The 25,313-nt window shown below is 66.8% G+C and carries 26 protein-coding genes; 7 read left to right on the top strand and 19 right to left on the bottom strand.

Annotation, left to right across the window (positions count from 1 at the left end):
- Nucleotides 1-38: 38 nt before the first annotated feature.
- Nucleotides 39-1,046 carry an MIP/aquaporin family protein gene (locus tag AC1DRE_RS04590; protein ID WP_476983520.1) on the bottom strand — a complete coding sequence of 336 codons (1,008 nt, stop codon included), beginning with the start codon at nt 1,044-1,046 and terminating at the stop codon, nt 39-41.
- Between the two features lie 209 nt (nt 1,047-1,255).
- Between AC1DRE_RS04590 and AC1DRE_RS04585 the strand changes: the two genes are divergently transcribed.
- Nucleotides 1,256-2,377, top strand: a complete 1,122-nt coding sequence (locus tag AC1DRE_RS04585; protein WP_476983519.1) for an ADP-ribosylglycohydrolase family protein — start codon at nt 1,256-1,258, stop codon at nt 2,375-2,377.
- On the opposite strand, the gene AC1DRE_RS04580 is transcribed toward AC1DRE_RS04585, so the two are convergent.
- Complete coding sequence (locus AC1DRE_RS04580) at nt 2,364-2,948, bottom strand: DUF4395 domain-containing protein (RefSeq protein WP_476983518.1); 585 nt, start codon at nt 2,946-2,948, stop codon at nt 2,364-2,366. The two genes, AC1DRE_RS04585 and AC1DRE_RS04580, sit on opposite strands and share 14 nt — an antisense overlap.
- A 102-nt stretch (nt 2,949-3,050) precedes the next feature.
- Nucleotides 3,051-4,067: a 3'-5' exonuclease gene (locus AC1DRE_RS04575; protein WP_104172373.1), complete on the bottom strand. Its 1,017-nt coding sequence runs from the start codon at nt 4,065-4,067 to the stop codon at nt 3,051-3,053.
- 139 nt (nt 4,068-4,206) lie between these two features.
- Between AC1DRE_RS04575 and AC1DRE_RS04570 the strand changes: the two genes are divergently transcribed.
- On the top strand, nt 4,207-4,977 hold the full coding sequence (locus AC1DRE_RS04570) for a VTT domain-containing protein (protein ID WP_476983517.1): 771 nt from the start codon (nt 4,207-4,209) through the stop codon (nt 4,975-4,977).
- Between the two features lie 117 nt (nt 4,978-5,094).
- Here AC1DRE_RS04570 and rdgB read toward each other — a convergent pair whose 3' ends face one another.
- The 6 genes from rdgB to clpS form a co-directional block, all read right to left on the bottom strand.
- Nucleotides 5,095-5,772, bottom strand: a complete 678-nt coding sequence (gene rdgB / locus AC1DRE_RS04565; RefSeq protein WP_476983516.1) for an RdgB/HAM1 family non-canonical purine NTP pyrophosphatase — start codon at nt 5,770-5,772, stop codon at nt 5,095-5,097.
- Nucleotides 5,769-6,527 (bottom strand): ribonuclease PH, encoded by a 759-nt coding sequence (rph, locus tag AC1DRE_RS04560; protein ID WP_104172370.1) that lies wholly within the window; start codon nt 6,525-6,527, stop codon nt 5,769-5,771. Before rph ends, rdgB begins: the two co-directional genes overlap by 4 nt.
- Before the next feature lie 82 nt (nt 6,528-6,609).
- Nucleotides 6,610-7,407 carry an MBL fold metallo-hydrolase gene (locus AC1DRE_RS04555; RefSeq protein WP_476983515.1) on the bottom strand — a complete coding sequence of 266 codons (798 nt, stop codon included), beginning with the start codon at nt 7,405-7,407 and terminating at the stop codon, nt 6,610-6,612.
- The gene (murI, locus tag AC1DRE_RS04550) at nt 7,404-8,420 is read right to left on the bottom strand and encodes a glutamate racemase (protein WP_476983514.1); all 1,017 of its coding nucleotides are present in this window, start codon (nt 8,418-8,420) and stop codon (nt 7,404-7,406) included. The genes AC1DRE_RS04555 and murI overlap by 4 nt, the downstream gene beginning before the upstream one ends.
- A 112-nt stretch (nt 8,421-8,532) precedes the next feature.
- Nucleotides 8,533-9,099, bottom strand: a complete 567-nt coding sequence (locus tag AC1DRE_RS04545; RefSeq protein WP_104172367.1) for a DUF2017 domain-containing protein — start codon at nt 9,097-9,099, stop codon at nt 8,533-8,535.
- On the bottom strand, nt 9,092-9,460 hold the full coding sequence (gene clpS / locus AC1DRE_RS04540) for an ATP-dependent Clp protease adapter ClpS (RefSeq protein ID WP_028270073.1): 369 nt from the start codon (nt 9,458-9,460) through the stop codon (nt 9,092-9,094). The genes AC1DRE_RS04545 and clpS overlap by 8 nt, the downstream gene beginning before the upstream one ends.
- 95 nt (nt 9,461-9,555) lie before the next feature.
- On the opposite strand from clpS, the gene AC1DRE_RS04535 reads away from it, so the two are divergent.
- Nucleotides 9,556-10,884 carry a nicotinate phosphoribosyltransferase gene (locus tag AC1DRE_RS04535; protein WP_476983513.1) on the top strand — a complete coding sequence of 443 codons (1,329 nt, stop codon included), beginning with the start codon at nt 9,556-9,558 and terminating at the stop codon, nt 10,882-10,884.
- A gap of 9 nt (nt 10,885-10,893) precedes the next feature.
- The gene (locus AC1DRE_RS04530) at nt 10,894-11,544 is read left to right on the top strand and encodes an isochorismatase family protein (RefSeq protein ID WP_476983512.1); all 651 of its coding nucleotides are present in this window, start codon (nt 10,894-10,896) and stop codon (nt 11,542-11,544) included.
- 25 nt (nt 11,545-11,569) lie between these two features.
- On the opposite strand, the gene AC1DRE_RS04525 is transcribed toward AC1DRE_RS04530, so the two are convergent.
- From AC1DRE_RS04525 to AC1DRE_RS04490, 8 genes are all read right to left on the bottom strand, one after another.
- Nucleotides 11,570-13,345, bottom strand: a complete 1,776-nt coding sequence (locus tag AC1DRE_RS04525) for a DEAD/DEAH box helicase (RefSeq protein ID WP_104172363.1) — start codon at nt 13,343-13,345, stop codon at nt 11,570-11,572.
- A gap of 207 nt (nt 13,346-13,552) precedes the next feature.
- Entirely contained in the window at nt 13,553-13,888 is a 336-nt protein-coding gene (locus tag AC1DRE_RS04520; protein ID WP_104172362.1) for a DUF3039 domain-containing protein, read from the bottom strand.
- Between the two features lie 38 nt (nt 13,889-13,926).
- The gene (gene nagB, locus AC1DRE_RS04515; RefSeq protein ID WP_476983511.1) at nt 13,927-14,709 is read right to left on the bottom strand and encodes a glucosamine-6-phosphate deaminase; all 783 of its coding nucleotides are present in this window, start codon (nt 14,707-14,709) and stop codon (nt 13,927-13,929) included.
- Nucleotides 14,710-14,759: 50 nt separating this feature from the next.
- Nucleotides 14,760-16,331 (bottom strand): transporter, encoded by a 1,572-nt coding sequence (locus AC1DRE_RS04510; protein WP_476983510.1) that lies wholly within the window; start codon nt 16,329-16,331, stop codon nt 14,760-14,762.
- Complete coding sequence (locus AC1DRE_RS04505; protein ID WP_104172359.1) at nt 16,313-17,119, bottom strand: ABC transporter ATP-binding protein; 807 nt, start codon at nt 17,117-17,119, stop codon at nt 16,313-16,315. Before AC1DRE_RS04505 ends, AC1DRE_RS04510 begins: the two co-directional genes overlap by 19 nt.
- 55 nt (nt 17,120-17,174) lie before the next feature.
- A complete protein-coding gene (locus AC1DRE_RS04500) occupies nt 17,175-18,275 on the bottom strand; it encodes an NADH:flavin oxidoreductase/NADH oxidase (protein WP_476983509.1) in 1,101 nt (366 codons plus the stop codon).
- Nucleotides 18,275-19,300, bottom strand: a complete 1,026-nt coding sequence (locus tag AC1DRE_RS04495; RefSeq protein ID WP_476983508.1) for a co-chaperone YbbN — start codon at nt 19,298-19,300, stop codon at nt 18,275-18,277. The genes AC1DRE_RS04500 and AC1DRE_RS04495 overlap by 1 nt, the downstream gene beginning before the upstream one ends.
- Nucleotides 19,301-19,351: 51 nt before the next feature.
- On the bottom strand, nt 19,352-21,142 hold the full coding sequence (locus AC1DRE_RS04490; RefSeq protein ID WP_476983507.1) for a hypothetical protein: 1,791 nt from the start codon (nt 21,140-21,142) through the stop codon (nt 19,352-19,354).
- 297 nt (nt 21,143-21,439) lie between these two features.
- Between AC1DRE_RS04490 and AC1DRE_RS04485 the strand changes: the two genes are divergently transcribed.
- Nucleotides 21,440-22,633: an AI-2E family transporter gene (locus AC1DRE_RS04485; RefSeq protein WP_476983619.1), complete on the top strand. Its 1,194-nt coding sequence runs from the start codon at nt 21,440-21,442 to the stop codon at nt 22,631-22,633.
- 111 nt (nt 22,634-22,744) lie between these two features.
- Here the strand turns inward: AC1DRE_RS04485 and AC1DRE_RS04480 are convergent, their stop codons facing one another.
- Together AC1DRE_RS04480 and AC1DRE_RS04475 are read right to left on the bottom strand one after the other, a co-directional pair.
- A complete protein-coding gene (locus AC1DRE_RS04480; protein WP_476983506.1) occupies nt 22,745-23,545 on the bottom strand; it encodes an alpha/beta hydrolase in 801 nt (266 codons plus the stop codon).
- Nucleotides 23,546-23,555: 10 nt separating this feature from the next.
- The gene (locus tag AC1DRE_RS04475) at nt 23,556-23,900 is read right to left on the bottom strand and encodes an ATP/GTP-binding protein (protein ID WP_214952954.1); all 345 of its coding nucleotides are present in this window, start codon (nt 23,898-23,900) and stop codon (nt 23,556-23,558) included.
- 69 nt (nt 23,901-23,969) lie between these two features.
- Here AC1DRE_RS04475 and nucS point away from each other — a divergent pair, with 69 nt between their 5' ends.
- Together nucS and AC1DRE_RS04465 are read left to right on the top strand one after the other, a co-directional pair.
- Nucleotides 23,970-24,665 carry an endonuclease NucS gene (gene nucS, locus AC1DRE_RS04470; protein ID WP_011692440.1) on the top strand — a complete coding sequence of 232 codons (696 nt, stop codon included), beginning with the start codon at nt 23,970-23,972 and terminating at the stop codon, nt 24,663-24,665.
- A gap of 298 nt (nt 24,666-24,963) precedes the next feature.
- On the top strand, nt 24,964-25,167 hold the full coding sequence (locus AC1DRE_RS04465) for a cold-shock protein (RefSeq protein ID WP_011692441.1): 204 nt from the start codon (nt 24,964-24,966) through the stop codon (nt 25,165-25,167).
- Nucleotides 25,168-25,313 lie beyond the last annotated feature (146 nt).

Here is a 25,313-nt window from a genome sequence, read left to right as displayed (position 1 = left end):
CCGACAGTATTGCGGAACAGACACGGCAGGGCGGGCAACTACTGTCCGCGCTTGCCGTCGAAGAAGTCGCGGGCGTCGTCGTTGACGACGGCGGCGTCGGACTTCGACTGTGCCGCCGTCGTGCGCGGGTCAGCTGCACGGGCCGAAGGCCGCTGCGCGGAGTCAAGGTCGTCGGAGTCCAGGTTGTCGGAGTCAAGGCCGTCGGAGTCCAGGTCGTCGTCCAGACCGTCGTCGTCGGAGTCCAGTGCGAAGCCGTCCCCGGCGTGCGTTCGGGCCGGCACCGCCGGCGTCTCGGCGAAGCCGCGGAAGACGAGGCCGGCGATCGCGGCACCCACCAGCGGCGCCACCCAGAAGAGCCACAGCTGTTCGAGGGACCAGGTGTTGCTGAAGATGGCTGACGCAGTTGCCCGGGCGGGGTTGAACGGGGTGTTGCCCACTGCCTGGCCAAGCTGCAGCAGGACGGCCAGCGTGAGTCCCACGGCGAAGGGTGCGGCGGCTTTGTTGGTGTTGCGCGCAGCCGTGGTGCCGAGGAAGACGGCGACCAGCAGGGCCGCACCCAGGACCTCGACGAGCAGGACGCCGGCCATGGGCGCCTGGATGATGGAATGCTCGCCGAAGCCTGCGGTCACGGTGTCAAAAGCGGCGCGGGTGTCCTCGATCTTGGGGACAGTCCGCAGGACGCCGAACAGTGCAAGGGTTCCGGCGAGGGCGCCAACAAGCTGCGCGCCGAGGTACGCCGCGGCTTCCGGCAGCCTGATGCGGCCGGCGATGGCGTTGCCCAGCGTCACGGCCGGGTTGAAGTGACCGCCGGAAATGTACGCGAACGCGAGCATGGCCGCGGTGACGGCCAGTCCCGTGGCAAGGGAAGCGGGCAGCGGGTTGGACTGCGGAATCGTGAACAGCGGGACGCCCAGCCCAGCGATCACCAGGAACAGGGTGCCAAAGGCCTCGGCTGACAAACGGGCCACAAGCCCCGGTTTGAAGGCCTCCGGAGCGGCGTGCAAATCGGGACGTGAGGTCAGGTGTGCAGGCACAGGGGAGGTCATGTGTGGGAAGATCCTTTGCTTCGGTGCGCAGCCGGTGATTCCGGTGCGCGTGCGGGCGGCGGTGCACCCGGCAATGTACTGTCCGACGTATTCTGCCAATTGAGTCTGGACGCTTGCTGGATCCGAGCTTAGCGGGCGGGCGCCTGCCGTTGCGACTGCGCGGCTGCCCGCGCACCCGAGCGTGACCTGCCCGGGGTAAATTTACTGACATGAGCACTGAACCTTTCCGCCGGACGGCGCCGACGCCCGAGTCCCGGATCCATGGCTGCCTGCTGGGCGGCGCCCTGGGCGATTCCCTTGGCTACGCCGTGGAATTCGATGATATTTCCACCATCCGGAGCCGCTTCGGTCCCGCAGGGCTCCAGGATTTTTCAACGCTCGACGGCGGCAGCCACTTCTCGGACGACACGCAGATGACGCTCTACACGGTTGACGGCCTCGTAGAGGCGCTGGAGTGGGCCAACGACGGGACGGCCGCCGACGCCAACGCCTGCGTGTGGCTTGCCTACCTGCGGTGGCTCGCGACGCAGGGGGTGCCAGTCCCGCCGTCTGCACCGGTCCCGCAACCGCGCTGGATTGACGCCCAGGCAGCCCTGAAGCACCGGCGCGCTCCCGGAAACGCCTGCCTCAGCGGACTGGCCACCGGCGAAATGGGCACGGTGTACCGACCGGTGAATCCTGATTCCAAGGGATGCGGCACCGTGATGCGCTCGGCGCCGTTTGGCCTCATTCCGCACGTCCCTGCCGAGGCGGTTTACAAGCTGAGCTCGGACGCGGCGTCACTGACCCACGGGCACCGTTCGGCCCGGCAGAGCGCCGGAGCGTTCAGCCTCCTGATCCACGCCCTCATGAGTGGCCAAAGTCTCCTTGAAGCGGCCGAATTCGCCCTCAACCATACGCGGGGCCAGGCCGACGCCGAGCCGGCGCTCCTTGACCGGCTGGAGCGGGCCCTTCAGCTCGCGGAAGGTTCGGTGGCCGGGGCGGCCACCGGCCAACTGCTCAGTCCGGAAGACCTGGTCCGCGAGCTGGGAGAAGGCTGGGTGGCCGAGGAGGCCCTCGCCGTCGCCCTATACGCGGTGCTGGCCACTGCGCCCGCACGGCAGGTGACACCGGAGACGGCCGGCATTGAACCCGAGGCGCACTTCCGTGACGCCATTGTGCTGGCAGTGAACCACAGCGGAGACAGCGACTCCACCGGCTCCATCGCCGGGAACATCCTGGGCGCCTTCTACGGCGAGGAATGCCTTCCGGCCGATTGGCTGGCAGCCCTCGAAGCCCCGGAGGTCATCCGGGGAATGGCCGGGCAGCTGATCACGGTTACGGTCGGTTGAAACTGACGTTGTTGCAGGCTTCGCAGATTTCCGCCGGAATGAGTCCGCGGCGCTGAAGGAAACCGAAGATCGCGCAGCCCAGGCAGAACCCCGCGAACGCTTCCAGCGAGGCTGCCAGCACCAGCACGGCCAGGAGAATCCAGGCGGCGGGTGCCAGCCCTGCCGCGAAGAGCAGTGCCGAGGCTGTTGATATCGCCGCCCCGATGCCCTGCGCGAAGCGCTTGGGCGGGCCGGGGACCAGCTTTGCCCGGCCCAGGCGCGGTGCCAGGACCTTGACGGAGAGCTGCGCCAGGGGCGAAATGCGGGGGCCGAACAGCACGCGCAGCCAGAAACCGGCGGCGATGACGGCCAGTCCCCATCCCCAGCCTGTCAGCAGGGTGACGGCGGCCAGCACCACCACCAGGCCGGCGGTGATCCGGGCGGCATACTCGTTGACCGGGTTGGGGAATTCGAACACCTTGCGCCAGTCGACGCCGGCGCGCCGGCTTCCCGCCGCAACCACGCTGCCGTTGCCCGGGCTCGCGTCAGCGGAAGTGTCAGCTGTAGTGTCGGTGACTCGGAGTTTGACCATGGTGCAAGGCTAGGAGGCGCCCTCCGGCACCGGAAGCATTGTTGCGCCGTATGACCCGCTGCAGCTTCGTGCGGAAGCCGGCGCCCGGAGCCAACGCCCCGGCTAGAGCAGCGCTGCGGTTGCCGGAACCTGGCCGCCCACCATCTGCAGGAATTCGCCTTCGGACAGCACCTCGATGCGCTGGCCACGCTCGTGGAGCTCCAGGACGCGCCTGGCTTTGCCCGTCAGGCGGCCGGAGCGAAGATCGGACGCCACAAAGCCGTCGCCGACCACCAGCACCGTGGTCCGGCCGGTCACCCTGCTTTCGGGTTGCGCGCCAAACTCGGCCGACAGGACCTTGGCGTCGGGCCGGGGCATGGCCAGTTCGCCCGTGAACACCACCGTCTGCCCGAACAGCGGATGACCGGGCTCGGCGTCGGTGTTCGGCACAGGATTGGCCCCTTCTTCGGGCCAGCCCGGTTTGAACGCCCGCACCGGCGCGGCTCCGTTGCCGCCGGCCGCCCCCAGGGCAGTGAGCGTTGCCTTCGAAAGGCCGTCGCGGGCCGGATCGAACGCCTGCTGATGCGGGAGAGCAAGTCCAAGTGACATAAAGAGTTCGGCGATGCTGCCGGCGCCGTTCCGCCGCGCAATGTCGATCAGGATGCCCGCGCACGCCCTGGCGTCCTCTGCCGCGTCGTGGTGGTTGACCAGCGGGACGCCGGCTTCCTCGGCCGCGTAGGGCAGCGAGTTGGAGACGAGCGAATAGCACCGGCGTGAGAGCATCACCGTGCAGGCGTAGTCGTAGGCAGGGCCCGGCAGGCCGGACACTTCCAGCGCGGAGCGGATCACGCCCAGGTCGAATGCGGCGTTATGCGCCGCCAGCACGTCTCCCCCGATGAATGCGCCGATTTCGGGGAAGAGCTCGCCGAAGCGCGGCAGGCCGGCAACGTCCTCGGGCCGGATGCCGTGGATCCGCACATTGTGGTAGTCGAACCGGTCATGGTTTTCGGGCGGCCGCATCAGCCACGAGGCTTCCTCCACCACCACCCCGCCACGGACCTTGCTGAGCCCAACGGCACACGGCGAACCGCGGAAGCCGTTGGCTGTCTCGAAGTCGATCGCCGTAAAGTCCAAACCCACGCGTCAACTTTACCGTCGGCCCGCCCGGGACCCGGTACCGTTGCCCCGCCTGTCGTGCGTGTCGATGGTCACGCCGGGGTCCGCCGGGCACAGTCCGTCGCCGGAGGTCCAGTAACCTTGAGGGGTGAACCTACATGCGATGAGTGACTTTGCCGTGTCCACCCTCGGGGGTGCGGGACCCGTGCAGCCGCACCTGGCCTCGTTCCTCCCTGACTGGCTCAACCCCCAGATTTTCCTGGCCGACCCGGCACTTGCCCCCTGGGTTGTGCTGCTGGTCTGCGGCATCATCTTCGCGGAGACGGGCCTGCTGATCGGATTCTTCCTGCCCGGAGATTCCATGCTTTTCACGGCGGGCCTCCTGGTGGCCACTGACACCATCAAGTTCAACATCTGGCTCTTTGCCGCGCTGATCATCGTCTCGGCCATCGTGGGAAACCAGACCGGTTACCTCATCGGTTCCAAGGCCGGACCGGCGATCTTCAACAAGCCGGATTCGAAGCTGTTCAAACGCGAGAACGTGGAAAGCGCGCACGCCTTCTTTGAAAAGCATGGCGGCAAGGCACTGATCCTCGCGCGCTTCGTCCCCATCATCCGCACCTTCGTTCCGGTGATCGTGGGCGTCGCGCAGATGAGCAAGCGGAAGTTCTTCCTCTTTAACGTCATCGGCGCCGTGCTGTGGGGCGGCGGAGTCACGCTCCTCGGCTACCTGCTGGGCGACCGGGTGCCGTGGGTCCGCGACAACCTGGACATCATCTTCATCGTCATCGTGCTGGCCTCCGTGATCCCCATCGGCATCGAAGTCCTGCGCGGGCTGTCCGCCAAGCGCCAGGCCGCCCACTTCGGCACGGACGCCGTGGACGAGTTCATCGAAGAGCACGAAGCCGAAGACGAGCGCAAGACAAACATGTAGCTCCGGCTTGCGGAAAGCCAGGCACACGGATAACGACGAAGGCGCCCCACCAGTGTGGGGCGCCTTCGTCGTTGTTCCTGAGGCGTCGTTGTTCCTGAGGCGTCGTTGGTCCTGAGGCTAGGCCTGGTTCCGCCGGTGATGCTCCGCCAGTGCCTCGACGATGGCCGGCAGCAACGCCCTGAATGCCTGGCCGCGGTGGCTGATGGCGTTCTTTTCCTCCGGGCTCAGTTCGGCGCAGCTGCGGTCAAGGCCGCTGGGCTGCAGCACCGGATCGTAGCCAAAGCCGCCTTCCCCCCGCGGCTCGCGCAGCAGCGAGCCCTCAAGCTGGCCGTACTCCACCACCTCGCGTCCGCCACCATCCGCTGCCCGGTCCGGAACGGCGAGAGCCGCCGCGCAGACGAAGGCGGCCCCGCGGTATTCATCCGGAACATCCGCGAGCTGGGCGAGGAGGAGCCGCAGGTTGGCGGCGTCGTCTCCGTGCCGGCCGCTCCACCGCGCCGAGAAGATTCCCGGTGCGCCGCCCAGGACGTCCACCGCAAGTCCTGAGTCGTCGGCTATGGCCACCAGGCCGGTTGCCTCGGCGACTGCGCGGGCCTTCAGCAGGGAGTTCTCGGCAAACGTCACGCCCGTCTCGGCGATGTCCGGCGCGCCGACGGCGCCGGCGTCCACAACCTGCGTGTCGACGTCGAGCCCTGGAACCTGCCCGCGCAGCAGCTCCCGCAGTTCGCGGAGTTTGCCTTTGTTGTGCGTGGCAAGGACCAGCACGGGAGCCGGTGCGGGGACGCTCTCCGTCACGGGGCTTCCGCCAGCGTTTCGCGCTGGATGGCCGCGAGCTGTTCGGTGCCCAGCAGGGCCAGGTCCAGCAGCTGGTTGAGCTCGTCGCGGTCGAAGGGGGCGCCCTCGGCCGTCCCCTGGACCTCCACGAACTTTCCGGACCCGGTGACCACGACGTTCATGTCGGTCTCCGCGCGGACGTCCTCAACGTACGGCAGGTCCAGCATGGGGATGCCATCGATGATGCCGACGGACACGGCGGCGATGGTGTCGATGAGGGGCTGCGCGTTCTTGGAGATCATCTTGTTTTCGCGGGCGAAGCGGATGGCCTCGGCAAGCGCCACGTAGGCGCCGGTGATGGCGGCGGTGCGGGTGCCGCCGTCGGCCTGCAGGACGTCGCAGTCCAGCACAATGGTGTTCTCGCCGAGGGCTTTCGTGTCGATGATGGAACGGAGCGAGCGGCCGATCAGGCGGGAAATCTCGTGGGTGCGGCCGCCGATCTTGCCCTTGACGGACTCGCGGTCGGAGCGGGTGTTGGTGGCCCGGGGCAGCATGGCGTATTCGGCCGTGACCCAGCCGCGGCCTTCCCCCTTGAGCCAGCGCGGCACGCCTTCGGTCAGGGAAGCCGTGCACAGCACCCGGGTGTTGCCGAATTCGATCAGGGCCGAGCCTTCGGCCTGCTTGGACCAGCCGCGGGTGATGCTGATCGGGCGGAGCTGATCAGGGGTACGGCCGTCGGCACGAATGACGGGGGTGGCAATTGCTTCAGAAGTCATGCCTTTAGCTTATCGACCCGCGCGGTCCCGCCGGACACCGGTCAAAACGCGCTGGTAAACCGGCACACTCCGGCCGGAAGCCTTAGACCGTGTAGTGGACTCCGGCCACGGCAACCGCGACGTCGCCGTTGAACACCGGCTTGGCCTCGGCCATCACCTTGGTCTGCGACGTCCAGACCGGAATATGGGTGAGGAGCAGCCGGCGCGCCCCGGCGGCGGCTGCGGCCTCGCCGGCACGCTTGCCGGTCAGGTGCACGTCCTTGATGTCGTCGTCGCGGCCTTCCTCGAAGGCGGCCTCGCACAGGAACAGATCCGCGTCCTTCGCGGCCTCTTCCAGCCCGGCGCAGGAGTCCGTGTCCCCCGAATAGGTAAGCACCCGGGTGACCGGAACGCCGTTGGCGGACGGTTCGGTGACCTCCACCCGAAGGGCGTAGGCCTCCTCCACGGGGTGGTTCACTGCGAACGGCGTCACGGTGTACGGACCGACTGTGACGGACTGCCGTTCAATCCAGTTGGTGAAGTCGAATTCCTCGTGCATGCCGGGGTCAAGCTCCAGCCCGTACGCCGTGGCCATGCGGTCCGCCGTGGCGGCAGGGCCCCAGACCGGAATCCGGTCACGTCCCCAGCCGCCGGGCTTCCACCGCACAGCAACATGGAGGCCGCACAGGTCCATGCAGTGGTCCGGGTGGAGGTGCGTGAGGAAGATCGCGTCGATGTCCTCCAGGTCCGTGTACCGCTGGATTGCACCGAGCGCCCCGCTGCCGAGGTCCATCACGATCTTCCAGGTCCGCTCGCCGTCGTGTGCGGTGAGCAGGTAGCACGACGCCGGGGAGCCGGGGCCCGGGAAGGACCCGGTGCAGCCAACAATGGTCAGCTTCACAGGCGGGAACCTCCGGCCGCGGATCCGCTGACGAAGTTCGAGAGCCGCGGCCGGGCGGCGCCGGCCTGGGCGGCCGCGATCATCTCCGGCGTTATTTTTGCCAGGCTGCCTGTGGGGTACTGCGCGGCGACATGGTCCACGTGCCGCACACTGAGCACTTCCGGGCCCAGGAAGCGCCTGGCCAGGGTTTCGAACTGGCCGGCCTCCCCGGTGGCGATGAAGTGGTGCTGCGGCGGCGCCTCGAGTGTCCGCTGCAGATCGTGCGAGACGAGTGCCCGGTAAACGTCCTTGGCTGTTTCCTCCGCGCTCGAGACCAGCGTGACGTCCTCGCCCATGACGTACGAGATGACTCCGGTGAGCAGCGGGTAATGCGTGCAGCCAAGGACAACGGTATCCACGCCTGCCGCGCGGAGCGGTTCAAGATACTCCCGGGCGACGGCAAGCAGTTCCGGACCGGTGGTAACGCCGGCTTCGACGTAGCTGACGAACGCCGGGCATGCCACGGACGTGATGTGCAGGTCCGGGGCGGCGGCGAAGGTGTCCTCGTAGGCGCGCGAGCCCACGGTCGCGGACGTCCCGATGACGCCCACGCGCCCGCTCCGGGTGGCGGCTACGGCCCGGCGCACGGCCGGCTGGATCACTTCGATGACCGGGATCCCGTAACGCGCCGTGTACCGTTCACGGGCATCCCGCAGCACGGCGGCGGAGGCGGAGTTGCACGCGATGGTCAGCAGCTTGACGCCGGAATCGACCAGCTCATCCATCACGCCCAGGGCGTTGGCCCGGACCTCTGCGATGGGCAGGGGTCCGTACGGGCCGTTGGCGGTATCGCCCACATAGAGGATCGACTCGTTGGGCAGCTGGTCGATGATGGACCGCGCCACCGTCAGCCCTCCGACTCCGGAGTCGAAGATGCCGATAGGCCGCGAGCCCATGGGGCTGTTGTCCGTGCTGGTCGCTGGGGAATCCGCCGCAGCTCCCGCTGCCGGATCCGTGCTCGAGGCTGTTGTCATGATTATTCGAGGATAGGGCTTCCCTGTTGGTGCGGCCATCACATTGTGTCGTCCGACTCATGTCGGATGGGTCACACTTGCGTGACGGGCCGCCGGGGGCGCACGCTTCCGGTCAGCCGCGCGATTCCATGGACTGGAGCATGGCCTGCACCAGTGATTCCTGCAGCCACGTAGTGAAGTTGTACACCAGCGCCAGGTAGCTTTCCACGTCTTCGGCCTGGGACCAGTCCTGCATGGTGTGGACGTGGTCGGCGTCGGCGTCGTCCCGGATGTCCAGCCGTTCGGCCAGGACAAGCCGGACGTCGTTGAGCGCCTGGGACCAGAGCCGGGCATCGGCGGGCGAAAGAACCACGTCGTTGGTGTCCAGCCCCAGCGCCGCCGCCCGCAGGGCACCGATCTTGTTTTCCCGCAGTGAGCGTTCGGTGAGCTGGCGGAACTCCAGGGAGGCGGCGTCGTCGTTCTTGGTCACGTTGGGCAGGAGCCGCCGCAGCGCGCGGTCCGACGGTTCCTGGACATTCATGTCCAGCCCGATCAGGGCGGTCAGCGGATCTTCGCTGGCACTTTCTGCCGGCTCGAGCATGGAGATGACGTCGTCAATCAGGCTGCGCAGCAGTTCCCGTTCCGCGGGTTCCAGGTAGCCGGTAATGCCTTTGAGCCCGTATTTGAATGCCTTAGCCACGTTTGCCTTTACCCTTGCCGGATCCGCCGTCTTTGCCGCCACCGGTGGCTTTCTCCACCGTTGCCCACAGGCCGAAGCCATGCATGGCGACGGCGTGCTGCTCCACCTGTTCCTTGCTGCCGTGCGCCACGATGGAACGTCCCTTCTTGTGGACCTCCATCATCAGCTTGTTGGCCTTGGGCTCCGAATAGCCGAAGTAGCTCTGGAAGACGTAGCTCACGTAGCTCATCAGATTGACGGGATCATTCCAGATCACCAGGTTCCAGGGAATGTCCGGGGCCGTCAGGGCGTCGGTGGACGTCACTGTTCCGGTCTGGGTGCTCTCCTGGGTGTCAGGGCCGAGCGCAACGCTTAAGGTCATCTGTCCATTCTAGGGCGATGATGGGCCCACGCCGGCGAGGGCCCCGCGGCGAAGCGAAGCGAGACGTGGGAGCCGGTGGGGACTAGAGTGAATTCGTGAGTACCTCTGCTGGCTGGGACCATCCCCGCACGTCTTTGTACACCGACCATTATGAGCTGACCATGCTCCAGGCGGCCCTGCATTCCGGCGCCGCGCACCGGAAGTCGGTGTTTGAGGCGTTCGCCCGCCGGCTTCCGGACGGCCGCCGCTACGGGATCGTGGCCGGAACGGGCAGGTTGCTGGAGGGCATCGCGGACTTCCGCTTCGGCGGCCCTGAGCTGGATTTCCTCCGGAGCACCGGAGTGGTCAACGCCGAAACCCTGGACTACCTGGCCGGGTTCCGTTTCACCGGCGACATCTGGGGTTATGCGGAGGGCGAAGCATATTTCCCCCACTCCCCCATCCTGATTGTGGAATCAACGTTCGCAGAGGCCTGCATCCTGGAGACGTACATTCTCTCGGTGCTCAACCACGACAGCGCCATCGCCTCCGCAGCGTCCCGGATGATCACTGCCGCAGGCACCCGTCCCTGCATCGAAATGGGCTCCCGGCGAACCCAGGAGGAATCCGCGGCCGCGGCCGCCCGCGCAGCCGTCATCGCCGGCTTCGACAGCACCTCCAACCTGGAAGCCGGGAGGCGCTACGGCATCAAGACCGTGGGCACCGCCGCCCACTCCTTCACGCTCCTCCACGACACCGAACGGGAAGCGTTCGAGGCGCAGATCGCCTCGCTCGGCACCGGAACCTCGCTGCTGGTGGACACGTACGACGTCGAAACGGCCGTCCGTACGGCCGTAGACCTTGCGGGCCCCAAGCTGGGGGCAGTCCGGCTGGACTCCGGGGACCTCGTGGCGCAGGCCCAGTGGGTCCGGCAGTTGCTGGACGACCTTGGCAACGAGAACACCAAGATTGTGGTCACCTCGGACCTGGATGAGTACGCCATCGCAGCACTGCAGTCGGCACCGGTTGATTCCTACGGCGTCGGCACCTCGCTGGTCACCGGTTCCGGTGCCCCGACTGCGAGCATGGTGTACAAACTCGTCAGCCGCACGGATGACGCCGGGGAATTCGTTTCGGTGGCCAAGGCCGCTAAGAACAAGGCGAGCAAGGGCGGCCGGAAGTACGCGCTGCGACGGCTCAACGAGCGGGGCGTCGCCACCCAGGAGATCGTCGGGGTGGGACACCGGCCCGAGGACGACGGCAACGACCGCCAGCTACTGCAGCAGTTCATCAAGAACGGCGAGCTGCTCCCCGGCTGGACCGGAACGGAGGGCGTGTTCCGCGCCCGGCAGCGGCACGTGGACTCCATGGCGGAACTGCCCGCGGTGGTCAACCGCCTGCAGCGCGGCGAACCGGCCATCCCCACTCTCTACGAAGAAAACTGAGGAGAACTGATGTCCCGCGCCCTGATCATTGTTGATGTCCAGAACGACTTCTGCGAAGGAGGCTCCCTCGCCGTCAAGGGCGGGGCCGACGTCGCCGGGGCAATCAGCGAGTACGTCGACGCCCATCACGGCCAGTTCGACCACATCGTCGCGACCCAGGACTGGCACATCGAACCCGGCCTGCACTTCGCGGAGAAACCCGACTTCATTGACACCTGGCCGCCGCACTGCGTCGCCGGCACCAAAGGCGCGGAACTGCATCCGGACCTGGACACCGAGTACATCCAGGCCTATTTCCAGAAGGGCCAGTTCACGGCCGCGTACTCCGGTTTCGAGGGCATCCTTGCCCCCGAGGACGCCGTCCCCACAGGTGACCGCAAGCCCGGCGCCCTGCCGCTGCCGGACGACGCGGCGGCGTTCACCGCCAGTTCATTCGCCGACGAGGATGCGATCGGCCTGGACGACTGGCTGCAGAGCCATGACGTGGAAGACGTAGTGATCGTGGGCCTCGCCACCGACTACTGCGTGATGGCCACGTCCCTGGATGCCGTCCAGGCAGGCTACTCCGTGACGGTGATCCGGGACCTCACGGCCGGGATCGCCGACGACCTCGACGACGCCTACGCCGAAATGGAGCTGGGCGGCGTGGACCTGGCCTGAGCCGGCCGTTCGCTGATGGCCGGCCCTACTTGCGGCCGATGAACCAGTCCTGAAGCTTCCGCAGCCTGGCCTGCAGCTGTTCCTCGTTGGCCTGCGCCACCGGCGGGCCGCCGCAGACGGTGCGGAGCTTGGTGTGCACCACGCCGTGCGGCGTTCCGGTCCGGGCGGACCAGGCAGCCACATTCTTTGCCAGTTCGTTGCGGAGGTCCATCAGCATCCGGTGGTCCGGCACGGCCGGCGCGGCAACCGGCTCCGTGGACCTGAGCTTCTTGCGGCTCTGCTGTTCGTGCTGGCGCTGGCGCAGCAGCGTGCCCACCTGCTCGGCGTCCAGGAGACCCGGGATGCCGAGGAAGTCCAGTTCGTCATCTGATCCGATGTCGCCGCCGGTGCCGAACTCGCCGCCGTCGAACAGCACCCGGTCGAACAGTGCCTGCGAGTCCAGGGCCTCGAACTTGCCTTTGGTGAGGCTGTCGGAGGCCTTGTCCTCCCGGTTGGCCTCCTCCATCAGCGAGTCCTCCGGATTGAACAGGCCGTCGCCGTCCTCTTTCTCCGGCCGGTCCAGGGCATGGTCCCGTTCGGCCTCCATCGAGTTCGCCAGCGCGGTCAGCTGCGGAACGGAGGGCAGGAACACGGAGGCCGTCTCGCCCCGCTTCCGGGCACGCACGAATCGGCCCACGGCCTGGGCGAAGAACAGCGGCGTGGATGTGGACGTGGCGTAGACGCCCACCGAAAGCCGTGGCACGTCCACACCTTCGGACACCATGCGGACCGCAACCATCCAGCGCTTTTCGCTGGCGGTGAACTCCTCGATCTTGCTGGATGCCTTGGCATCGTCGGAAAGGATCACGGTGGGCGATTCGCCGGTGATCTTCTTCAGCTGGCCAGCGTAGGCGCGGGCGTCGTCGTGGTCGGTGGCGATCACCAGGCCGCCGGCGTCGGGCACGGTCCGTCGGACCTCGCTCAGGCGCTTGTCCGCGCCGGCCAGCACAGCCGGGATCCATTCGCCTGCAGGGTTGAGGGCGGTGCGCCACGCCTGGGAAATGATGTCCTTGGTCACGGCCGTCTCGCCCAGGGAAGCGGCCATCTCCTCGCCGCCGCTGGTGCGCCAGCGCATCTGTCCGGAGTAGGCCATGAACATGACGGGACGGACCACGTGGTCACGGAGGGCATTCCCGTAGCCGTAGGTGTAGTCGGCTTTGGAGCGGCGGATGCCGTCCCGGTCCTCGGCGTACTCCACGAACGGAATGGGCGAAGTGTCCGAGCGGAACGGCGTTCCCGTCAGCGAAAGGCGGCGTGCTGCCGGATCAAAGGCTTCACGGAGGCCGTCACCCCAGGACAGGGCTTCGCCGCCGTGGTGGATCTCGTCGAGGATCACCAGGGTCCGGGCAGCCTCAGTCTTCGCACGGTGGAGCATGGGCTTGCTGGCCACCTGGGCGTACGTGACCGCCACACCGATGAAGCCGCGGCCGTGCTGCCCGTCCGAGTTCTTGAAGTTGGGGTCGATCGCGATCCCCACCCGGGCCGCCGCATCAGCCCACTGGCGTTTCAGGTGGTCCGTGGGCGCCACGATGGTCACGCGGTTCACGGTGCCGGCCTCGATCAGCATCGAGGCCACACGCAGGGCGAAGGTGGTCTTTCCTGCTCCGGGGGTTGCGACGGCCAGGAAGTCCCTGGGGCCGGTCGCAAAATAGCGGTCAAGCGCCTCCTGCTGCCAGGCACGGAGCTTCTGCGCGGTTCCCCACGCTGCCCGTTCGGGGTAGGCCGGTGGCAGCGTTGGCCCGCCAAAGAGTGTCTCCGTCACGCAGAGCCCTCAATTCCCCGCGTTGCGGCAGCCGTCAGCGAAAGACACATAAACATAAACACCAATCTGTTCCGGAAGAGCCGCACTGGTCCGGTAACCACGATCATCACGTCACGGGACGCGCGCAGCAGGGAATAGCGCACCGTGATTTGTTGCCCTGGCCGGGCACGGTCACCTCAACGAATAGGAGACCGCAGGAAGCACCGGCTACTTGCCGGAATCGTCGCCCGAGCCCTTGCCGCCGTCGTTGCCCGGACGCAGGCCTTCGTAGACCTCTTTGCATTCGGGGCAGACCGGGAACTTCTGGGGATCGCGGCCGGGGGTCCACACCTTGCCGCACAGTGCGATGACCGGGTCGCCCGTCACGGCCGATTCCATGATCTTCTCTTTGCGCACGTAGTGGGAGAACCGTTCCCGGTCACCGGGCTCCACTTCCTGGCGCAGTTCCTCGCGCTCGATAGTGGCAGTGGACGTTCCTGCTCCGGAAAGCTCACGCATCGGGTCGTTTTCGAGGGGATCCGTCATGCTAGTCATGGCATCCATCTTAGCCGTTGTCCCGGACAAAAAACTGAACCCCGGGGCTACAGGCCCTGCCACCCGGGCTTGTTGTCATAGGTGTGGCGGTAGTAGTCCGCCAGCCGGAGCGACGACGCCGCGGCCTCATCCACCAGGATTGTGGCATGCGGGTGCATCTGCAGCACGGACGCGGCGCAGATGGCGGCGACCGGACCCTCCACGAGGTCCCGGACAGCCTGTGCTTTCTGGGCGCCGGTGGCAATGAGGATCACATGGCGGGCGTCCATGATGGTGCCCAGCCCCTGGGTGAGCACATGGTGGGGAACCTCATGGATGCTCTTGAAGAACCGGGAATTGTCCCGGCGCGTCTGTTCGATCAGGCTTTTGATCCGGGTCCTCGACACCAGCGACGAGCCCGGCTCATTGAACCCGATGTGGCCGTCGGTCCCCACCCCCAGCAGCTGCAGATCCACGCCTCCGGCCGCCTTGATGGCTTCTTCGTACGCCTGGCAGGCGGCCGGGATGTCAGCCGCCGAGCCGTCCGGGCTGTGGACGTTCTCCGGAGCAATGTTCACGCGGTCCGTGAACTCCCGCCGGATCACCTCCCGGTAGGACTGCGGATGCCCCGGCTCAAGGCCCACGTACTCGTCCAGGGTAAAGCCGTGTGCCCGGCTGAAGTCGAGGCCATCCTGTTCGTGCCTGCGGGCAAGTTCGTCGTAGACCGGCAACGGGGAGGACCCGGTGGCAAGGCCCAGGACAGCATCCGGTTTCCGGCGCAGCAGGTCCTCGACGGCGTCCGCCGCCAGGGCTCCGATCTGCTTGCTCCCCGGGAGAATCACGATTTCCATGGCCAACCGCCTTTCCGCGTCGCTATCACTACATCATGCCCCTGGCCGGCCTAGCGGTTCACTGCGAGCTGAGCCAGCAGTTCCGGGCCGCGCGCGTCAAGCCACTTGCCGCCGAGGCGGACGCCTGCCACGAAGAGGGCCAGTCCGAGGACCGGACCCAGCACAAGGTTGATCCAACCGGGCACCATGCTGCCCGTGATTGACTGCGCGATGAACAGCGCGGCTTCCGGCAGCACCAGCACCAGCAGCACGCCCATCCCGCCGAACTGCACGGCCATGGTCTGGGCGACATTTCCCGGGGGCTTCTTGAACGGGCTGTCGCCCGGGAGCGGAACCGCAACGGTGTACCGCGCCGAAACAACGGACGCCAGGCCCAGCCCGGTGAACAGGATGCCAAGGGACAGCCCGAGCAGCGACGGAAGCCATTCCCAGTCCCCGGTGAAGAAGAACGGGCCGATGCTGAAGACCAGCACGATCGGGAGTGCGAACGCCAGGCAGGCAAGCGCCCGCCCCAGCCTGTCGTGGACACCACGGACGCCGCTGGACAGATGGAGGGCAAACGCGGTGTTGTCGTACGAGACATCCGCGGAAATCGACCAAGCCAGCAGGAACGCCGCCAGCGGGCCGGTAATCGCAAGCACTCCGTACTCACCGGTCTGGCTCGCCTGGAAGAACAGCAGGACGGGCAGCAGCGGAATGACCACCAGTGAGCCCGAGTACCGGGGATCGCGGAGCCAATAGGTCAGCGAGCGCGCCGCAATGGCACCCGTGGGCGTCGCCGGCATGACTGCGAACAGCCCCATTCTTCCGGCGCGCTTCTTGCCGCCGGCCGTGTAGGGCGGGGTGACCAGGGCGCGCTGCAGGAGTACCTTCCAGCACCAGGCCAAACCGGCCAGGGTTGCCAGCGAGATGAGGAGTTTCAGCACGGCCGGTCCGTAGTGACCCGCAGCGGCGTCTCCGCCGAGCGACCACGCTGCGCCTGCCGGTGTCCACGCCAGGAACCCGGCCAGATCGGCCAGGAACCCGGCGGAGCCTGCGGCGCCCTGGGCAACAAATGCCGCCAGCGGCCCCATAAACATCAGCGGAACCATAAAGGCAAGGGCGCTGACATCCTTGAACCGCCGGGAGGACGCCAGGCCCGCCGTCGCCGTTGTCACCACTTTGGAGAGGACAACGCATGTCATCACGCCCAGGGCGGCACCCAACATGGCAGCCAGGACAGCAGGCACTCCCCTGCTCCAGGTGCCCACGGTGGCCAGCGCGACGAGGGCGGTGGCGATGCCGGGGATCCCGATCAGTCCGCCAAGGGCAAGCCCGGCAAGCAGTTGCGGCATGGGCACTGCCGCGGTGGTGAAGCGTGCCGGGTCCAGGGTCATGTCGGCGGAGGAAGCAACAACAGGGACGATGGCCCAGCCCAGGAAGGCGGCGGAACCGCCCAGCACCACCACGGTCTGGGCAAGCTCCAGCTCAGCCGTCCGGAGCAGTACCAGTGCCACGCCGAAGAAACCGGCGATCCCGACGGCATACAGCCCGCCGATGATCAGTCCCAGCAGCTGCCAGGGGCTGCGCCGGAGGCTGTTGCGCAGGAGCGTGATTTTCAGCCTTAGAAGGTGCGCAACCATTCCAGGCCCTCCGTCTGGCTCCGGCCGCCCACCAGCTGGACAAACCGGTCCTCCAGGGAGGCCCCGGCGCGGACTTCCTCCACTGTGCCGGCCGCGAGCACCCTGCCTGCGGCAACCACAGCCACGTGGTCGCACATCCGCTGGACCAGGTCCATAACGTGGCTGGAGACGATCACCGTCCCGCCGGATTCAACGTAGCGGTCCAGGATGTCCCGGATGTTCGCCGCGGAGACCGGGTCCACCGATTCAAACGGTTCATCGAGCACCAACAGCCTGGGGGCGTGGATGAGGGCGGAGGCCAGGGCGATCTTCTTGGTCATGCCGGCTGAATAATCCACCACCAGGGTTCCGGCGTCGGCGCTAAGGTCAAGCGCGGCCAGCAGTTCCGCCACCCTGGCGGACACCACGTCCTTGTCCATCCCGCGGAGGAGCCCCGCATAGCTCACAAGCTGTTCCCCCGTGAGCCGGTCAAACAGCCGCACGCCGTCGGTAAGGATGCCCATGAGCTTCTTGGCTTCGAGCGGCCTTGCCCAGACGTCGACGCCATGCACCAGGGCGGTGCCGAAGTCGGGCCGGAGGAGCCCCGTGGCCATGGACAGCGTGGTGGTTTTGCCGGCACCGTTGGGACCCACAATCCCGTAGAAGGACCCTGCCGGCACGTCGAGGCTGATGCCGTCGACTGCGATCTTGCCGCCGAAGCGTTTCGCAAGGCCGCGGATGGCAAGGGCCGGAACGGGATGCTGCTGAGGGCCGGCGGACGGATCAGGCCCGGGTTGCGGTTCAGTCATGGTGCCAGCGTAGTCTCCCGGATGTGCCGGGAGGATCGTCCGAAAGGGTTACTTCCTAGAAAGAGTGGCGGGGCATGGCCCGTTCATACTGCGGGGCCCACGGGAGCTCGTGGCCGAGCTCGAAGGCGGCCCGCAGCCACCAGTGCGGGTCGCGCAGTGCCGCGCGCGCAATGAAGACCCCGTCAGCCTGGCCGGTGGCGACGGCGTGTTCCGCCTGCCCTGCCGAGGTCAGGAGCCCCACGGTGCCGGTGCGGACGCCTGCCTCGCGCCGGATCCGGGACGAGAAGCCTGTCTGGTAGCCGGGACCGGCGGGAATCTGCTGGTGCGCCACCGCTCCCCCGCTGGACACGTCCACCAGGTCCACGCCGTGTTCGGCGGCCGCTCCGGCCAAACGGACCGATGCCGCGGCGTCGATCCCGCCTTCGGCCCAGTCCGACGCGGAGATCCGCAGCAGCAGCGGCATCGAGTCGGGGATGGCGTTGCGCACCGCGTCCACCACGGCCAGGGTCAGCCGGTTTCGTCCGGACTCGTCGCCGCCCCATGCGTCAGTGCGGTAGTTGATGAGCGGGCTCTGGAACTGATGCAGCAAATAGCCGTGGGCGCCGTGGATTTCGATCGTGTCGAACCCTGCGTCGACGGCCCGGACGGCGGCCGCGGCGAAGTCGGCGATGACGCCGTCAATTTCCGCCGCGGTCATGGCGCCCGGTGCCGCGTACCCGTCGAACGCCGAGGTTCCCGGCCCCACGGTCTCCCAGCCGCCGTCGGACGCCGGCACTGAACCGTGCTTTCCCGAGAAGGGCCAGTAGGTCGAGGCCTTGCGGCCCGCGTGCGCCAGCTGGGTGCCGATCTTGGCGTCCGCGGCGCCGTAGCGGTGCACAAACGCCGTGATCCGTTCCCAGCCGGCCGCCTGCTCGTCGTTGTAGATTCCGGCGTCCATGGGGCTGATCCGGCCGGCTGCATTGACGGCCGCAGCCTCAGTGAGGATCAGGGCCGCTCCCCCTGCCGCGAAGGACCCGAGGTGCATGAGATGCCAGTCGTGGGGGACGCCTTCGCCGGTGTCAGGGCCGCAGCTGTACTGGCACATGGGCGAGACCCAGCCGCGGTGGCGCAGTGTCAGTGAACGCAGCTCCAGCGGTGAAAAGAGGGCCGAGGGCATTAGAAGAGCACCCGTGCCAGCCCCTGCCGTGCCTTGGCGACGCGTTCATCGGACGGGCCCACTACCTCGAAGAGATCCAGCAGCCGGACCCGTGCGGTCTCGCGCTCCGGACCGAAGTTCCTTCCGATGAAACCGACGATCCGGCCCAGTGCGTCGTCGATGTGTCCACCGGCAATATCCAGGTCCGCCACGCCCAGCTGGGCATCGAGGTTGTCCGGCTGATCAGCGGCGAGCTGGCGGAGCGCATCGCCGTCCGGACCGGTCAGCGACTGCAGGCGCTCCATCAGTTCCACCTGGGCGAGGCCGGCTTTGGCTTCCGCGTCCGCGGGCATCTCCAGCAGCGCCTGCCGGTAGGAAGCGGCCGCAGCGGCGTAGTCTCCGGCCTCGATGGCGTCGTAGGCCGCCTGGTGCAGCGGGGGCAGCGGGGCAGGTTCGGCGTCGGCGGGTGCGGCTCCGGCGCCGCCCAGGCTGCCGGTGACGCCGTTGGCGGCCGCGACCTTCAGCAGTTCATCCAGCAGGCTGCGCACCTGCTGTTCGTCGGCTCCGCCCTGGAACAGGGGCACCGGCTGTCCCTTCACCACGGCCACGGCCGTCGGGACTGCCTGGACCTGGAATGCCTGGGCAAGCTGCGGGAATGCGTCGATGTCTGCGGCACCCAGGACCAGGCGTCCGCCATAGCTGTTGACGATGTCCTCAAGGACACTGATCAGCTCGCCCGAAGCGGGCGAATAGCTTGCCCAGAGGCCGAACACCACGGGTACCTGCGCGGACAGTTCAACGAGCTGCTGGAAGTTTGCCTCGGTGACGTCGACGCGTAACGGCTGTCCGCCGGTGTCCGGGGCCGCCCCCTCGGCAGGCGCCGACGGGGGCACGGCCGGCTGCCCGGCAGAAGGCTGACCCGCGGGCGGCTGCCCTCCCGCCGGTGGCGCAGGACGCTGTTTCAGGCTGGATAGGTCGACGGCGCCACGCAGGTTGAGCTGGCTGGCAGCGGCTGGAGGGACTGGACGGGAGGCTGGCGAACTCATAGCTTCCACTCTAGCCACTCCGGCCGCTGCTGGTCATACCCGGAGCAGGCGCTACTTGAAGCTTGCTCCGACGAGTCCGCGGGTGGCGGCCACGAGCTTCATCGGGTCCTTGGACCCGGTCGGCGGGATGTAGACGGCCATGGACTCGGCGAAGTTGAGCACCATGCCGGAGCTCGTTTCCTTGCCTCCGGCCAGGACGGCTGCGTCGTCGCCGATCGCGAGCTTGTCCCCTTCGGCCTTGGGCGTTCCGTCGAAAGCGAAGTTCAGGCGGCCAAGGACCAGGGCGCCGCCGTCTGCCGTACGGAACACCACCGTTTCCTCGGGTGCCACCTTGTGCGTGAAGCTGAAGTTGCCGTCCACGCCGGTCTTGGCGACGTCGGCCTGGTACGCCAGGGTATCGGCGATATACGGCGAGGACTGACCCTCCACGAGCTTGTCCTTGAACGTCGAATCGGCCTTGGTCAGGCGATCCCCGAGTCCGGCAAGGGCTTCCTCGCCGCTGTAGAGCAGGCCCGACTTGTCGTCGGCGGCCAGGGTTTCCGTGCCGTCCCGTCCGATGGCGGGGAACGTGGTGCCGGGCTGCAGCGGTGTGGTCTCCACGAGCTTGTAGTTCTCGCGCGGGGACTTCTGCACCAGGGTCAGCAGCTGGGGCACAACGTTGCCTTCGCCCTGGGTGACGGCCATGACCGAGCGGGGCCAGGCGCGCTTGCTGGTGACAACGGTGGTCAGCAGCTTGGTGGCGCGGACGGGCATGCGCGCTTCGTAGGCACCAACCTGCGAGCGGATCTTGTAGTTCTGCGTGCGGACCTCGAGTTCGGTGCGGTCAACGCGGGACTTGAGCTTCGCGGCATCCTTGGCAGCGTCGCCGGCATCCACGGTGCTGGAGACCTGCTCCAGGATCCGGCGGAACTGGGCATCCAGCAGCACCGGCGAGTCCGCGGCGGTGTCCGCCCCGGCGGCTGCACTGGCTGACGGCGACGGGGCCGGGGTGGTGGCGGCCTGAGCGGCTACGCCCGTGCCGGCAACGATCGTGGCAGCGAGCGCGGCCATTGCCACGCCTGCGCGCCTCGTGCTGAAGGTGGCGGTGGAGCCGGCGCCGCCGGGCTGCTTTTCAACAGGCGAGGGGGCTGTGGGCGCCGTCTTGTCGGCCGGACGGACTGCACGGGCCCGGCGGACAAGTTTGTCCTTCAGGGATTCGCCGGTGTCGTCTCCGCCAATGTCGGCGGGCTTGCCGCCCTTGGGCTTGAGCACCAGCAGCGCCAGTCCGGCCAGCATCAGGAGGCCGCCGAGGACCATCAACGGCACGGCCCACGGAGTGGAAGTGTCATTGGGGAACGTCATGGAGATGGACGACGGCGCCGGCTTGGTGCCGTCCGAGGCCAGCAGGAGCGACCACTCGCCGTCGGCCGGGGCACTCCAGGTGTAGTTCAGCTCACCGCTGGCGTTCTCCGTGGAGACCCACAGGTCGGAACCGGCGGGCGACGGTGCGGCGGCTTCGCCGTCCGTGTGGGCCAGCTGGAGGGACTTGTTGTCCTCGGTAACACCGGAGACCGTGTTGTGGGCCGTCTTGCCGACCCAGGCATCCACGTCGTCGGGGCGGCCGGCGGCCAGCATAAAGCTGCCTTCGCCCTTGACGTTGATCTTGACCGTTCCCCCGTGAAGGGTCCTCAACTTCTGGTCAATGACGGTAAGTGGTGCGGCGGTGCCGTCGGCGGGCACCGAGGCTGTAACGGTCTCGGCCGGGGCCCAGATGGTCTTCTGTCCTACGCCGGCCAGCAGTGTTAGGAGGCCGAGCAGCACTAGTGCAACTGCAGTCTTGAAACGCAAAAGGATACCTATCATCAGCGGGGGTTTACTTTCAATAGTAACCGTTTTGTTACCAATGAGTCAGATCGGGGCTTTGTTCCCAGCCTAGGGCAACTGGCCGCGACCGCAGGAAAACGGGGCGCTGACAGGCCTGCTGATAGTGTTTGCGATGATCATCACAAGGCCCGCAAAGGCGGTGCCACACACGGTAAAGGGCCCCAAAACGCAGTGACTGAACACACGGATTCGTCCACCCCAGGACAGCAAGACATCACGGGATCCGGTGCCCAGGAAGGTGTAACGGACGGCAGGCAACACGAACGCAGACGGCGGCTGCCGGACCTGGCGGCGGCGGTGGTACGCAGGCTGCGGACGCCCCTTCCCGGCGCCCAGCCCCGGCTGCGCTTCGAGATGCCGCCCGAGTCCGCGGAGGACTCCATCACCCCCGAAACCGAGACCGGTGCCCGCTTCGGCCATCCCGGTCCGCGCATGTCATCCCAGCATCCCCTTTATATGGGATTCATGGGAACCGTCGGCGTCGGCCTGGCCTTGCTCGTCTACTGGATCGGGTCCAACACCACGCAGCTCCTGCTGTGGATTGTGACCGCGCTCTTCATCGCCCTGGGCTTGGACCCGGTGGTGCGCTGGCTGGAAGGGCGCAAGCTGCCGCGGCCCGTCGGCATCCTGGTGTCGGTCACCGTCCTTGTCTCCGCCGTCGTCGGATTCTTTGCCACGCTGATCCCCACCATCGTCCAGCAGGTGACCCAGATTGTGCAGGAAGCACCGCGCTGGATCCAGGACTTCATCGATTCGGACTTCTTCCGCAGCCTCGACGACCAGTTTGGCGTGCGGGAGCGCATCACGCAGGAGCTGGAAAAGTTCGTTAACAATCCGGATGCCGTGGGTGGCATCTTCGGCGGGGTCGTCGGCTTCGGGTCCACCGTGGCGAACGGGCTCTTCGGAACCCTAATTGTCCTCGTACTGAGCCTTTATTTCCTTGCTGCCCTTCCCGCCATGAAGAAGTGGGGCTACCGGCTGGCACCCCGCTCCCGCCGGGTGCGGGTGGAAGCCCTTGCGGAAGAGATCACCGGTTCCGTGGGCAACTACGTCATCGGCCAGGCCTGCGTTGCCCTCGTCAACGCGACCTTTGCGTTCATCGTGATGTCCATTGTTGGCGTCCCTTTTGCCGTTCTGCTGGCGTTCGTTGTGGCGCTGCTGGCTTTCATCCCCTTGGTCGGCGGAATGATCGCGGGCGTGTTGGTCACCCTGATCGCCCTTACCGCAGGGTGGCAGACCGCCGTTGTCTATGCCATTTGCTACTTTGCCTACCTGCAGTTCGAGGCGTACTTCATCTCCCCCCGCATCATGCAGAAGGCTGTGGCGGTGCCCGGCGCCGTTGCCGTCATCTCCGTGATCGCGGGCGGCAGCCTCCTGGGCGTGCTCGGCGCCCTGATCGCCATTCCCACCGCCGCGGCGGTCATGCTGCTCGTGAAGGAAATCTTCATCGTCCGCCAGGACAAGCACTGACCTGCGATTCCGCCAGGAACAGGACAAGCACTGACCTGCGATTCCGCCAGGAAACAGGACAGCCGCCCCGTGGTCCACGGGGCGGCTGTCCTGTTCTGTGGCGGTTCCGTCCTACGGCGCGGCCGTGGCCACGGGCCCGTTCCATTCCTGGGGCAGGCCGTCCGGTCCGGCGCCGCGCTCCGTGACCTCGTCGACGATTTCGTTCAGCACCCGGGCAGCGTACTTCTCCCCCACCCACAGGTGCTTGGCGCCGTCGACCCCCACCACGTCCGCCTGCGGCACCAGGCTGAAGCGCTCGGCGGCGGCGGCCGGCTGGAGGTAGTCGTCGTGTTCGGGAACCAGCACCTTCAGGGGCTTGCCTGCGGCCGCCCACTCCTTTAGGTGAACATCCGTCGCCCGGTGCAGCGGCGGCGAAAGCAGCACGGCACCTTCCACCGCCGGGGCCACCGGTTCCGTGGCCCCGTACATAAGGGCCAGCTCGGTGCCGAACGACCAGCCCACCAGCCAGCGGTTGGGCAGGTTCCGGCCAACGGCGAACCTGACGGCCGCCTCGACGTCGAGCCGTTCGCCGATGCCCTCCTCGAACCGGCCTTCGCTGGTGCCGCGGGGCGAACTGGTGCCCCTGGTGTTGAACCTGAGAACGGCCACACCGGCCAGCGCGGGCAGCCGGTAGGACGCTTTGCGGTACACGTGCGAGTCCATGAACCCGCCGTGGGTGGGCAGCGGGTGCAGCGTGATCAGTGTGGCGGTGATCTCGCCGGATTCCGGGACGGCGAGTTCGCCGACGAGGACGTGACCGTCTTCGGTGCGTATTTCCACGTTCTCCCGGCGGGCGGGAAGAACTGTCGAAGCCCGGATTGCGGTTGCTTCGGAAGGCTGGCTGAATACGAACGACGCCGGGTCAAAAGTCATGACTAACAGCTTAGCGATAGCGGTACGTGCGTGACGTCCAGCAGTTGGAGTGCCAGTGGCGCCGTTCCGAAAGGCCGGCCGCCGCGCCGAACAGGTGATCCTCGGACCAGACCACCAGGTGCTCCACGCCGGGGAGGACCGCTGTGGAGCATCCCGGGCAAATGTAGGACTTTTCGGCCCGCTTGGCCGTCATGGTGCGGACCATCCACTCGCCGTCGGGGGCGCTTTCCCGCCGGGCGATGCCGGACCGGGCACGTTCAAGGTCCAGCTCCGGCACGGGGCCGCCGGCGTGTTTGCGGCTGGCCTGTCCCAATTTTCCGGAGGCGGCACGGCGGGGGCGGTTGGAACGGGGCATGCCTCCATTCTGCCCCAGGCTCTGACCCGCGTTGTTCCTGCCTTGGGCCCAGACGGTAGTGTTTACCGGGTGCGTTTAGTCATAGCCCGTTGTTCAGTTGATTATGTTGGCCGGCTCAAGGCCCATCTCCCCCTTGCCACCAGGCTCCTGCTGGTCAAGGCGGACGGGTCCGTCCTGGTGCACTCCGACGGCGGCTCGTACAAGCCGCTGAACTGGATGAGCCCCCCGGCCAGCCTCCGGGTCTCCACGCCCGACGAGGTGGACCTGGAGCTCGGCGTCACCGAGCAGTGGACGGTCCAGTCCGCCAAGACCGATGACCGGCTCATCATCAATATCCATGAGCAGCTGCACGACACCTCCCATGAGCTGGGCCAGGACCCGGGCCTTATCAAGGACGGCGTCGAAGCTGACCTCCAGCGGTTGCTGGCCGATCAGATCGAACGGCTCGGCACCGGCTTTTCCCTCATCCGGCGCGAATACTTCACGGCCATCGGTCCGGTGGACATACTGGCCCGGGACGCAGACGGTGCCACGGTGGCCATCGAGCTCAAAAGGCGCGGCGACATCGACGGCGTCGAACAGCTGACCCGTTACTTGGAACTGCTTAACCGGGATCCGCTGCTGGCTCCGGTCCGCGGCATCTTCGCCGCCCAGCAGATCAAACCGCAGGCCAAGGTGCTCGCCAACGACCGCGGCATCGACTGCGTCACCCTCGACTACGACGCCATGCGCGGCGTTGACGACAGCGAATCCCGCCTCTTCTGAATTGGCGGCCGCCCAATAGCGCGCGGCGCACTGTCATAAGGCAGCGGTTCACATGGGCTTTACGCAAAATTTATCGAATTCCCCGTTTTGCCCGTTGACCTGACGCAACCCACATGAAATTCTTATATAAGTCTTTGTGTAGGTGTTTTTCATGCTCGCAAGACATGTTGCGAGCGCGAAGCTTCGTCAGCTAGTGTCCGGTTCCACCGGGCGGCAAGCCAGGATTCTTCTCGCGGAGTGACCAAGTGCGGCACGAAGTGTGCCGGACTTAAGCAAGTTCCACAATGAGGAGAAATAAATGGCACAGGGAACCGTCAAGTGGTTCAACGCTGAAAAGGGCTTCGGCTTCATCACCCCGGACGACTCCGATGGCGATGTCTTCGTTCACTACTCGGAGATCCAGACCGGTGGATTCAAGACCCTCGACGAGAACCAGCGCGTTCAGTTCGAGATCGGCCAGGGCGCCAAGGGCCCCCAGGCTACCGGCGTAACGCTGGTCTAGTCCCTCGTCGGAGTGGCGCCTGACGGCGGCCTCCAACGAATGAAATGATCCCCGGCATTACCGCCGGGGATCATTTTTTTGCCATTATCCGATGCCGGCCGGCGCATTGTTTCTTGTCACAAATGTTTTCAGAATCTGAAAACATG

The sequence above is a fragment of the Arthrobacter sp. P4_H3 genome (assembly GCF_056400885.1).
This window is presented reverse-complemented; position numbering and strand designations above follow the sequence as displayed.